Source organism: Bacteroidales bacterium (assembly GCA_026418905.1).
GTDB lineage: Bacteria > Bacteroidota > Bacteroidia > Bacteroidales > DTU049 > JAOAAK01.
The window spans coordinates 105,084-117,237 of sequence record JAOAAK010000009.1; the positions used below are offsets into that span (position 1 = coordinate 105,084).

The following is a 12,154-nucleotide window of genomic DNA, read 5'->3' on the forward strand; positions in this document are numbered from 1 at the left end:
GCAAATTTAAAATTTGATTGTATCGCCTACAATTTTTTCAGGTTCTTTTAGATCAGATATATAACTATCAAAATTTAGCTTAGACGGAATAAAGAAAGAATATTTTTTATTTGTAGGTGCAGGAAGGGAAAAACCTTTTATCCATGGATTGAAATATTTAAGTTCTGCATAAGTCAAATGATAACGATGACCCCATTTTACAAGATCAGTAATGGCGGAATCTATTTCTATCCACGTACCTTGCCATGGTTGATAAACATCCTTTTGTCGAAGAAAAAAACCATAACGTGTAGGGTTTTCACAGATGAGCTTATATGCAATGATACGATATATGTAGCGTGATGTTTCTTCATTCATAGAAAGAAAATAATAATTGTTGGTTTGTTGAGTATTGATATATTCCTGAATTTTCTTAGGTCCAGCATTGTAAACTGAAGCGGCTAAGGTATAGCTTCCATATTGTTTTTTTAAGTCTTTTATATATTGACAAGCAGCTCGCGTGGAAAAAATTATGTGATTTCGTTCATCTAAATAGGAATTGACTTCAAGACCATATTGTTTGGCTGTTTCTTTCATGAATTGCCAGTATCCAGTAGCTCCGGCTGGTGAAACTGGAGTGGAAAGTTCGCTTTCGGTGACAGCTAGATACTTAAAATCATCTGGGATTCCATTTTCCTTGAGGATAGGTTCAATGATAGGGAAAAAACGAAAAGTTCGTTTTATGATAAGCATGGTTCTACTGTGCCAATACATAACAGCCATGAGCTCTCTTTCTAAATTTTCACGAACCATGATGTGTTCGATGGGAACTTTTTCATCGAAAATCTTGATGGAATCTGGAATATAAGGCTGGAAGATTTTATAGGTTTGTTTTTGGACATCAAAATAACGATCATTGATGTTTTTATTTTCTGGTAAAATTCTGGTAGAAATAAGAAATATATTCGTAAGTATTAGAATCCCGATGAAAAAAATAAAGATAAAATTACTTTTTTTCATTATCGTTTTTTACGATGAAAAACAATAAAACAAAGAAAAACAAGGTAAAAGCACCAGAAAAAGATAAAATTCCAAGCCAGATAAAAGCATTCCATCCCTTTAATTGAGTAATTAAAAGTAAAATTAAATTGATGAGAATTAAATAAAAGATGATGAAGATATTTACTTGTTTTTCGTTCAGCCCCAAATAAATCAAGTGATGATTAGTATGATCTTTACCGCCATGCCAGGGCATTTTTCCGAGAAAAAGACGACGAATAGTGACAAGAAAAATATCTGTGATAGGCCAAAGATACACAAGCCATATGATGGAAAGATGAGGAAAAAAACCTAGTTGTTTTAAATTAAAATTATTCCAAACGTATTCAATACCAGCATAACTTACTAATAAACCAAGAAATAAACTTCCGTTATCGCCCATATAATATTTAGCAGGTGGAAAGTTAAAAAGCAGAAAAGCAAGTAAAAAGCCAATAACACCAGTAAAAATAAAAATTGTGGACTCGTTTAGAGTTGAAAATAAAGAAAGTATAATGATCGATAACACAATACCAATGGTCAATAAAGAAGCAACACCATCCATATTATCCAAAAAATTAATTGCATTCATAAGCCCAACTATCCAAAAGTATGTTAGTAGGAAATCAAGAATATAGATTTCGAAGAAATGAATCATATTACCGGAAAAAACTAAAACAAAAGCTATAAGTGTTTGCATGAGAAACTTAACAATAGGTTTAATTTTTTTGGCATCATCAACAAGTCCAGTTACGAATGATAAAAAAGCAGCCAATAAGAAGCCGTTGAAAGAAAGTGAACTAAAGACTGTAAAATTATCCTTAAAAAGATAAGAATAAAATAAAATAATTGTAAACATAATAAAAAAACCGATCCCACCTACGGTAGGTTTAGATTGTAAGGACCATCTTTGCTCAGATAAATCATTCTGAATCCGTAGGGTTCCAGAAAATTTGTAAAGTGCATAAAATAAAACAATTGATAATAAAAATATAACACCTCCGAATACTAAAATAGAATAAGTGTTCATTAGGTATTTTTTTAAAAATAGTCATCAAATGCTTGATTAAATAAAATTCCTTTAGCATCTTTTTCGCTTATAATAGGATTAGAAACAGGCCATGGAATAGCCAGTTCTGGATCATTCCAGAGAATGGTTCGTTCAGCTTCAGGATGGTAATAGGCGGAGCATTTGTAATGAACACGGTTGAATTCATCCAGGGTTACAAATCCATGAGCCATCCCAGAAGGTATGAAAAGTTGATAATTATTTTCAGCTGAAAGTTCCACCATGATGTATTTACCAAAAGTAGGGGAATTACGACGTAAATCAACAACTACATCAAGAATCTTTCCTTGAATAACTCTTACGAGTTTAGCTTGACTATAAGGTTTTTTCTGAAAATGCAACCCTCTGATAACATTTTTTATGGAAAAACTCTCGTTGTCCTGAACGAATTCGACATCAATACCAGCTTCCTTATATCTTTCAACATGAAAAGCTTCGAAAAAATAACCTCGTTGATCACTGAAAATTCTAGGCTTTATAAGGATAACACCCTTAATGAATAGATTTTCTACTATCATACTGGATTTTTTCTTTTAAATATTCTTTTGTACCATGGTATGAGAGGTTCTTCTTCATGATAATATGAATGTCTAACATACCCATAGCCGTAAGCATAGCCGTAGACATACCCTTCATATTTGGATGCACCAGAGAGTTTGGGGTTAATATTGTTGATGATAATCGTGATGTTTTTGATTTGATTTTCTTGAAATAATTTTTGTGCGTTCAAGAGAAAACTTTTATAGGAGTAATGAGCCCGCATGATGTATATAGGATAATCCGCTATCATCAAAGGTTTAAGAGCATCACTTATGAGTCCAATGGGAGGAGTGTCAAAAATGATGAAATCATATTTAGTTTTAAGGAAATTGACAAATTCATCCATTTTTGAGCTCATGATAAGTTCTGAAGGAAATAACAGTGGCTTGCCAGCAGTAATAAAATGTAGGTTAGGTATAGAGCTTTGTTTAATACATTCTTCCACGCTTGCCTGACCTGTTAGAATGGTTGTTACTCCTTTATCATTAAGAGCACCTAAACCAATATGAATGCGTGGGCGACGTAGGTCAAAATCAACTACTAAGACTTTGCTTTCGCTAAAGGCTATAACGCCGGCTAAATTAATAGCAATAAAAGTTTTACCTTCTCCTGAAATGGTACTTGTAATGGCAATGACTTTTGCTCCTTCTTTGTTAGAAATAAACTGGAATTGTGTTCGTATGGCTCGGAGGGATTCAGCAATAACGGAATTAGGCCTCGAATCTACAATCAGCTGACTTGCTGGTACAAAATGGTGGTAACGTGGTACTACACCTATGACAGGAATATTTGACAAATTTTTAATATCAGAAGGGCTAATGATTTTATTATAGAACAAATATCTCATTCCAAGATAAAACAGAGATAATACTAAATATGTAAAAAAACTTATAAACCATAAATAATTTTTTCTAGGTTTAACAGGATTCTTATAAATAAGAGGAGGACGAAGTACAACAACCTGGCTCACGTAACCTGCTAGTGCAATACTATATTCAACTTTTTTCTGAATTAATTGATCGAATATTTGTTCATTCGTATAGTATAACTTTTTGCTTCTCAGTCCTTGTGCAGAGGAGCTTTTCCCTTTCATCATTCCTTTATTTTCCCAAATTTGTTTTTTATGTTTTAAGATATTAAGTTCACTATTGTAGTTTTGTTTAAGTCCTTCAGCCATTTTCTTTATAAGTTGTCGTTGAAATTCTATTTGTTGATTGAGATGAATGATATTAGGTGATTCTGGAGTTAGGCCTTGCAAAGCATCATTTTTTTTCATTTCTAATTGTTGAAGTGTATGAAAAAAACTAGATAATGTGGAGTAACTCTGAGTACCACTAACAATGGAATACATATCTACAATGCTTGCATGTTCGTCCATTTTCTGAATAAGTTTATTAAGAAAAAGAATTTCTTTTTGAATTTGGTTAATTCTGTCTTCAGTTTCTTGAATATTTTTATTGATGGTTTCCCAATCGAAAATAGTATCTGTAGGTGAAACTCCTTGATTCAAAAAAATGGCCAAGGTACTGTCGACTTTTTCAAGTTGGTTATCAATGAATTCAAGAATGCTCTGAGCACTTTGTTGCTGTGATTCAACATCGTATCGGTCATATTCTTCAACCACTTTACGAATAATATCAAATGCCTTGGTGGGGTTAGTTTCTCTGATAGAGATTTTTAAAGTTTTGGCTTGTTCATTAAGTACTTGAATTTGAATTTTGTTAGAATAATGAATAGCTAATTCTTCGGTTAGCATAAATTTAAGCATAAATTTACTTCCAGCATAGTTCTGAAAGAATGTTAAAGAGTCTAAATTTTCGGAAGAATGCACAGAAAGGACTATTCCTGGAAGAATCAAGGGTTCGTTGATGGGAATTTCTCTATTAATGTTATGGAAAGGGTCTTCTATTTCGATCGAGGTTTTTTTTACAAGTAAATACAGTGTTTTTGAGAATTTGGTCGTATCCGTAATTTCATAAAATATTTTTATGGGTGCATTATTGTAAAATTCATATTTTCCAATTTCTCCAATAGAATAAATCGTGAGATCTAATGGCAAATTTTTAACAACACGCTTCATGAACATGGGGGAGCGAATAATCTCAATTTTTTTGCTTAATGTGTTATCAATGTAAGGGGTGGATTGCGTTTCAAAAATTTTACTGGCTTTATCGTCAGTTTTAATCTGGATAATTGCATATGATTCAAACTCAGGTTGAGTATACCTTAAATACAAGAAGGTAGCTATAAATAATACAAGTAAAAAGACAAGAAGTACGATAGCATTTTTTTTAAGAATGTATATAAAAAGCCTTATATCGAATTCATCGTTGAGAAAATACTTTTTTGATTCCATTTTTCATGGTTTAAAGTAGCTAATAATAAGTAATGTAGTGGTTATGACAGTGAGCCATGGAGATAACTGAGTTACAAAGTCATATAGTTTCCAACTATGGTCGTTAAGTACTATGATATCTCCCGGAAGTAATTTAATGTAAGCATATGGTAGGTTTTTTGACGTAGATAAGTCGATGCTATAAATTTTTGCTGATTCTTGTTTTGAAATCTTTCGAATAAGTTGAATGCTATTGGATCGTGCGTTGTTTAATCCACCTGCTTGTGCTATAGTCTGAAGGAGAGTAAGAGCAGATGAGTTATAAGGTATGACTATGGCTTTTTGATCTTTTACACCATTAAATACAAGAATGTACCGGTTTTTTAAAAAAACATTTACGTAGGGATCAACAAAAAACTGAGCATAACACATAGATAATGTGTCCCTAAGTTGATCAAGGGTTTTGCCACTTGCCTTTATCCATCCTAAGATGGGAAAATTTGCAAAACCATCTTTGTTGATGATATAATCTGTTTCTTGGATTTTACTCTGCTGCATAGTTTCACCTGATGGCAATAAAGGTAAACCCTTGTTGGTATAAATTTCCATACCAATCACGTCGTTAGGTTGTAATATGTAGTCAGGAACGTTTAAAAGTTCTTCTGAACTATGAATTTCAGTATTTCGACTTTCAAAAAGCCTTGCTGGTGCCAAACGAGATTTACACCCTGTCAAGAGTAATAACCAAGCAAGTGATAAAATTAATTTACTAAGAATTCTAGTCATCACGAAACAAAATTAATAATTTAATTTTATTGAAATTTTTAACTACATGATGTTTAATTCGAAGAAGTTCTATAAAGGGTATGAAAAATTAGCCTTCATGTTTCATGCATGGTATGTTAAAAAACAATCCAGATTACACGAACTTCAGTATTTATTCTGGGAATGTACAAATAGGTGTAATATGGCTTGCCTGCATTGTGGATCGGATTGTAAGATGGATGCATCATGTCCTGATATGCCTTTGCAAGATTTTCTCCATGTATGTAAACAGGTAGCATCTTACTATCATCCAAGTAAAGTTATGATAGTTCTAACAGGGGGCGAGCCTTTGCTTAGAAGTGACCTGGAGGAGTTTGGAAGAGAAGTAACAGACATGGGGTTTTCATGGGGAATGGTTACGAATGGCCTTTTGCTTACCCCAGAGAGATTAAATTCCTTGCTGAATGTTGGTTTGAATTCCATTACTATCAGTCTGGATGGTTTTAAAGATGAGCATGAATGGCTAAGAGGGGTGAACGGTTCGTTTGATCATGCTGTGGAAGCTGTCAAACTCGTAACTCAAGCATCACAACTTACCTATGATGTGGTTACATGCGTGAATCAACGTAATATTAAAACATTAACCAATTTTAGAAATTTTCTTTTTGACATCCGTGTAAGGTATTGGCGATTGTTTGCTATCGATCCTATTGGGAGGGCGAAAGAACAAGAAGAATTGTTTCTTACTAGATCTCAATTGCATTCCTTGTTGGATTTTATCGAGAAAGAGAGAAACAAAGGCAAAATACACGTGAGTTTCGGTTGTGACGGTTTTTTAGGAAAGTATGAAGCTAAAGTGCGTGATTATTTCTTTTTTTGCCGAGCAGGTATTCATGTAGGATCTGTTTTGTCTAATGGCGATATAGGTGCTTGCCCAAACATAGATCGTGGTTTTGTCCAAGGCAACATTTATCGAGATAATTTTATTGAGGTTTGGCAAAAAAAATTTGATATTTACAGAAATAGGAAAAAAAAGGGTATTTGTAAAGATTGTTCTGTTTGGACATGGTGCAGAGGTGATGGGATGCATCTTCATGTTCCAGGACATGAAAACCCTGTTTTTTGTTATTTTAGGTATTTGTTTATGTGAAATTTTTTTTAAGAAAAATTTGCACAATTGATTTTTTTTTTAAGTTTGTGCAACCCTAAAATTAAAGAATTATGTCAGTAAAGGAAAGAGTAGATGCATTTATGGCGAAGGTTATCGCCAAAAATCCGAGTGAAGTAGAATTTCACCAGGCAGTCAGAGAAGTCACTGAATCTCTGATGCCGTTTATTATGGAGAATCCCCGTTACGAGGGCATTCTAGAGCGAATCGTTGAGCCTGAGAGAGTTATTATGTTCAGGGTACCTTGGATTGACAGAAATGGAAATATTCAGATCAATCGTGGTTATCGCATTGAAATGAATAGTGCTATTGGACCCTACAAGGGAGGTTTGCGTTTCCATCCTACAGTTAATCTAAGTATTTTGAAGTTTCTTGCTTTTGAACAGGTATTTAAAAATTCTTTGACGACTATACCCATGGGCGGTGGTAAGGGTGGAAGTGATTTTGATCCTAAAGGTAAAACAGACGTTGAAGTTATGATGTTCTGTCAGAGTTTTATGACAGAGCTTTTCCGTCACATTGGACCCAACACCGATGTTCCTGCAGGAGATATTGGCGTTGGTGCAAGGGAAATTGGTTTTATGTTTGGTCAGTACAAACGTATTAAAAATGAATTTACCGGTGTTCTTACTGGTAAAGGGCTTGAATATGGAGGTTCTTTGATTCGTCCTGAAGCTACTGGTTACGGTTTGGTGTATTTTGTCGAAGAAATGCTAAAAACAAGGGGGCAGTCAATAAAAGGTAAGACAGTTGTAATCTCAGGCTCTGGAAATGTATCTCAATATGCTGCCGAAAAGGTTTTGGAAATGGGCGGAAAAGTTGTAACTTTCTCTGATTCTAACGGTTTCATCTATGATCCTAATGGCATTGATCGCGAAAAACTCAATTATGTAATGTGGCTTAAGAATGTTAAGCGTGGACGCATTTATGAATATGCTGAAAAGTATGGTGTAGAATATTATGAAGGTAAAACACCTTGGGGTATTAAATGTGATATAGCTTTGCCATGTGCTACCCAAAATGAGCTCAACGGCGAAGATGCAAAAATGCTTGTTTCCAATGGTTGCATATGTGTTGGAGAAGGTGCCAACATGCCTTCTACTCCGGAAGCTGTAGAACATTTCATTGAAAAAGGTATTTTGTACGGGCCTGGTAAAGCTGCCAATGCTGGTGGAGTTGCTACTTCTGGTCTCGAAATGAGTCAAAACAGCCTTCACATGAGTTGGAGCCGCGAAGAAGTTGATTCACGACTACATCAGATCATGATCAACATTCACAATACCTGTGTAAAATATGGCAAAAAAGACAATGGCTTCATTAATTACGTAGATGGTGCTAACATTGGTGGTTTTGTCAAAGTAGCTGAAGCTATGTTAGCTCAGGGTTGTGTATAAAAAAGTGCATGAATAAAATTTTTCTTTAATTGCTGCCTTCGCAAAGAAGGCAGTTTTTTTTTAAAAAATGATTGTTTTTTACCAAACCTTTTAAAAAACGTGCGTCTTATTTAATATCAAGGAGTTTTAATAAAACTTAGCAAGTGAAGTTACTTACTTTTAATATTGATAATGAACAACAATTGGTGGAGAAATGTCAAAATCACGATGTCGAAGCTCAGAAGAAACTATTTGATCTATATTCTAAGAAAATGATGGCTATTTGCATGCGTTATGTTCATGACGAAGAAATTGCTTTTGATTTGTTAAATGATGCTTTTCTTAAAATTTTTCAAAAAATTAAAACGTTCAAACCTGAAATTTCTTTGGAAAGTTGGATGAGAAGAATTGTTGTTAACACAGTCATTGATTACCTTCGAAAAAATCATCGATATAAAAAACTTTTTGTTCGAATGGAAGATTTTCCCGAGTACGGCGAACCCGTAGAAGATGATGGTGATATTTCAGATTTTTGGGAAGTTGCATGTGAGCTTTCCATTCCTGAGTTGATGAAAATGCTTAATGAATTGCCTACTGTGTCTCGTATGGTCTTTAACTTATATGCAATTGATGAATACACACACAAACAGATTGCTCAAATGTTGGGAATTTCTGAGTCGACTTCAAAATGGCACTTATTCAATGCTAGGAGAATTTTGAGACAGAAAGTTGAAAAATGGGTGTATGATAAATTAAGTACAAATGAAAAAAAATTTAAAAGATATTGATTCACTGTTTCGTGAAAGGTTATTAGAGTACGAGTATTCGTTCTCCATACCGATCTATAAAGTCATTTTTTCGAATTGGAGGAGAAAAAGGAAAAAATTATTTCTGTTAAAAACGATAGGTTGGTTTAGCCTAATAATGCTTATAGCTTTAATAATTTATTTATTTTTTTCTAAGGACTTGAGTTTGCAAGAAAAATCAATTTCGACTCCCCTTACTCACAAATTTACTTTTACTTTCATTGATACTTTTTCTTTTTCCAGAAAAGATAGCTTTCGTCTAGATTCTACTCATAAGTCTTTTTTGTTTACCGGAAAGATTACCGAAGTAGCTCAAAGTGAAGATAGTTTTGTTATTAAACAACCTTCGTTTATGCAGTCTTGTGCTGTTATTCAGTCGTGGGAAGATATATGGAGCCTGTTTAGAGTAAGCAAAACAAAGTTGATTCCCACATTCGTCCAAGCAACTAGTTATGCCGCTGTGATAAGCCCTAATAATAAGGAATTGTTTTTTACCTCCAGAAGAGGGGATTTTTCAAGTGATGGAACAATAGAAAAGGAAAATATTTTTCTTTCTCGATGGGATAGTCTTAATCATTCTTGGACTACTCCCGTGCTTTTACCTCCCCCCGTTTATTCCAAAAAATATAACACATCTGCTATCGGATTTTGGGATAATACTCATTTACTTTTTTATCAAGATGATGGCCATGGGAAAGGTGATATTTACATGGTTGAACGAATAAATCAAGAATGGGGAAAAATTGAAAAATTACCATATCCGTTTAATTCAAAATATCTTGAAACCTCCCTTGCTCTATCACCAGATGGCAACCTAGTTGTTTTTACGAGTGATCGACCTGGTGGTTCTGGTGGATTGGATCTATGGTACAGTATCAAACAATCCAATGGAAAATGGTCAGAACCTATTAACATGGGATCGAAAATCAATACACCACAAAACGAGGAAGGTATATCGTTTCATCCCACTAAAAATATCCTTTTCTTTCATTCTGATGGTCATCAAGGTTTTGGTGGTTATGATGTATATTTTACTCTTTTCAATGACGGCGTATGGTCAACACCTATCAATATGGGAAAATTGGTCAATTCTGCAGGCGATGATGTTTATTTTGTTTTATTACCAGATGAAAAAACTGCATATTTTTCAACCGGTACCTCTCGCCAGAACGTACATTTATATCAAATAACTTTTGATGATACACCAACAGGAAAATATGATCTTGCTTTATTCGATCCTAACATCGTGTTTTTGGAATTGGAGGTTGAAAGCAAAAATAGTGGTGATCCAATCGATGCCCATATCATGATCGAAAACGAAAATGGAGGTATCATATATGAAGGAAGATTTGAAAAAAATAAAAAGATAAGTATACCCTTACGGGCAACTAGAAAGTATCTTATATCATGCTGGAAAAAAGGATATGTTCCTTTCGTGGATTGGATTGAATTGCCTGGGCCGAATGTTTTCAAAATAATTAAAATACAGATCAAATTGGATTCAATACAAGTTGGCAAAGCATGTGTTTTGATTGGGGTTTTTGAACCACAAACATTCCACATAAAAAAAGAGAAAGAAAAATATGTTTGGTTGATGTGGAAAACAATTCCTGATGAAATGTTAGATCAACTATACGTAGAGTTTTACGAGCCACGAAGCGAAAGTACCCTCTCCCATATGCGACATGATCAACTAAAACGACTTATTGAATCGGAGGAATTTGTGTCATATTCTTCCAGAATAAAAAAAGATTCATTGCTTTTATATTACCATAAACTTCCTTGGCTTGACAGCTTGAAAAATGATGATGAAGGTACATTGCTATTATGGATTGGAAAGCAAAAAAACCGTAAATCATAAAAATATGCGTACGATTGGAATATTTTTTTGTTTGATTGCATTGTTGGCATCAGCTCAACAAAAAAAGGAGATCAATGAGCTGAATCAATTGGGAAATGGATTTTTTATTGAGAACAAAGGGCAATGGCCTGAAGAAGTATTGTTTCTGGCTAAATTAAAAGGATTAAATGTTTGGATAACTAGGCAAGGAGTAAACTTAACGTTTTATCAATTTATACCTAATGAAGAAAGCTGCGTTGAAAATGTAGATGAAATTGAAAAGACACATGGTATAGTAGAGTATAATGAAAAAGGTCATCGAATTTGGATGAGATTTGATGGAAATGAATGGAACAATGATGTGGAAAAGAAAGGTAAATTGGATGGGTATTACAATTACCTTATTGGTCAAAATTCTAGTAAGTGGGCAAGGCATGTTGGTTTATATAAGGAAATAGTTTTAAAAAACGTGTATGAAGGAATTGATGTGAAGTTTTATTTTGATCCCGAAAATAGAATTCGATATGATTTTTTAATTGGAGAAAAAGGCAATGCAGAAGAAATCATAATTAGTCTTGAAGGCCAAGAAAGTGATACTTTAGTCAATGGGGAAATTGTTCTTAGAACAACTCTAGGTGATGTGTTCATGGGAAACATGAGATCTTTTGTGGAAGGCAAAGAAGTGCCCAGCATGTTTAGGAAAAGAGATATCGGTAAATATGGAATCGACCTGAACGGTTACACTCAAGGGATGGTAGCTCTTATTGATCCGTTGATTTATTCTACCTACCTGGGAGGAAGTGGCGATGATTACTGTCATCATGTTTTTTTTTGATCATCAATTTGCATATATTGCAGGCCATACCACTTCTAGTAATTACGATATAACACCAGGTGCGTATCAAACATCTCTTGCTGGTTTTTTTGATGGTTTTGTTACTAAAATTGATATCGTTAATAATACCTTGATTTTTTCGACTTTTATTGGAGGAAGTGCTGGAGATTATGGAATGAGCATTTATGTTGATAGTCTTGATTTTGTTTATGTAGGTGGGTTAACTTTTTCATCAAACTACCCTGTGTCATCTGGGGCTTTTCAAGTTTCATCTGGCGGTGCTGTTGATGGCTATATAACTAAATTAACACCTTCTGGCGATTCTTTGGTATTTTCTACGTACATTGGTGGTTGGGCTGCCGATAATGTGTTTGCTATAGTAGTAGATGATAGTGGATATGTCTAT

The 12,154-nt window shown here is 34.0% G+C and carries 11 protein-coding genes; 6 read left to right on the forward strand and 5 right to left on the reverse strand.

Annotated elements, in window-relative coordinates; genetic code table 11:
- Positions 1–6: 6 nt before the first annotated feature.
- The 5 genes from N2Z72_02285 to N2Z72_02305 are packed head-to-tail and all read right to left on the reverse strand — an operon-like array spanning position 7 to position 5,747.
- Positions 7–999, reverse strand: coding sequence for a transglycosylase SLT domain-containing protein (locus tag N2Z72_02285; protein MCX7696505.1), 993 nt, complete (start codon positions 997–999; stop codon positions 7–9).
- Positions 986–2,047, reverse strand: a complete 1,062-nt coding sequence (locus tag N2Z72_02290) for an undecaprenyl/decaprenyl-phosphate alpha-N-acetylglucosaminyl 1-phosphate transferase (GenBank protein ID MCX7696506.1) — start codon at positions 2,045–2,047, stop codon at positions 986–988. The genes N2Z72_02285 and N2Z72_02290 overlap by 14 nt, the downstream gene beginning before the upstream one ends.
- An 11-nt stretch (positions 2,048–2,058) precedes the next feature.
- Entirely contained in the window at positions 2,059–2,604 is a 546-nt protein-coding gene (gene rfbC, locus N2Z72_02295; protein MCX7696507.1) for a dTDP-4-dehydrorhamnose 3,5-epimerase, read from the reverse strand.
- Complete coding sequence (locus tag N2Z72_02300; GenBank protein ID MCX7696508.1) at positions 2,601–4,982, reverse strand: polysaccharide biosynthesis tyrosine autokinase; 2,382 nt, start codon at positions 4,980–4,982, stop codon at positions 2,601–2,603. The genes rfbC and N2Z72_02300 overlap by 4 nt, the downstream gene beginning before the upstream one ends.
- A 3-nt stretch (positions 4,983–4,985) precedes the next feature.
- The gene (locus N2Z72_02305) at positions 4,986–5,747 is read right to left on the reverse strand and encodes a polysaccharide biosynthesis/export family protein (GenBank protein MCX7696509.1); all 762 of its coding nucleotides are present in this window, start codon (positions 5,745–5,747) and stop codon (positions 4,986–4,988) included.
- Positions 5,748–5,844: 97 nt separating this feature from the next.
- Here N2Z72_02305 and N2Z72_02310 point away from each other — a divergent pair, with 97 nt between their 5' ends.
- From N2Z72_02310 to N2Z72_02335, 6 genes are all read left to right on the forward strand, one after another.
- Entirely contained in the window at positions 5,845–6,876 is a 1,032-nt protein-coding gene (locus N2Z72_02310) for a TIGR04133 family radical SAM/SPASM protein (GenBank protein MCX7696510.1), read from the forward strand.
- A gap of 71 nt (positions 6,877–6,947) precedes the next feature.
- Positions 6,948–8,288, forward strand: coding sequence for an NADP-specific glutamate dehydrogenase (gdhA, locus tag N2Z72_02315; GenBank protein MCX7696511.1), 1,341 nt, complete (start codon positions 6,948–6,950; stop codon positions 8,286–8,288).
- A 143-nt stretch (positions 8,289–8,431) separates the two neighbouring features.
- Positions 8,432–9,055, forward strand: coding sequence for an RNA polymerase sigma factor (locus N2Z72_02320; protein MCX7696512.1), 624 nt, complete (start codon positions 8,432–8,434; stop codon positions 9,053–9,055).
- A complete protein-coding gene (locus N2Z72_02325; GenBank protein MCX7696513.1) occupies positions 9,030–10,934 on the forward strand; it encodes a hypothetical protein in 1,905 nt (634 codons plus the stop codon). Before N2Z72_02320 ends, N2Z72_02325 begins: the two co-directional genes overlap by 26 nt.
- Before the next feature lie 4 nt (positions 10,935–10,938).
- Entirely contained in the window at positions 10,939–11,748 is an 810-nt protein-coding gene (locus tag N2Z72_02330) for a hypothetical protein (protein ID MCX7696514.1), read from the forward strand.
- On the forward strand, positions 11,735–12,154 hold a 420-nt coding region (locus N2Z72_02335), incomplete at its 3' end, for an SBBP repeat-containing protein (GenBank protein MCX7696515.1). The genes N2Z72_02330 and N2Z72_02335, both read left to right, overlap by 14 nt.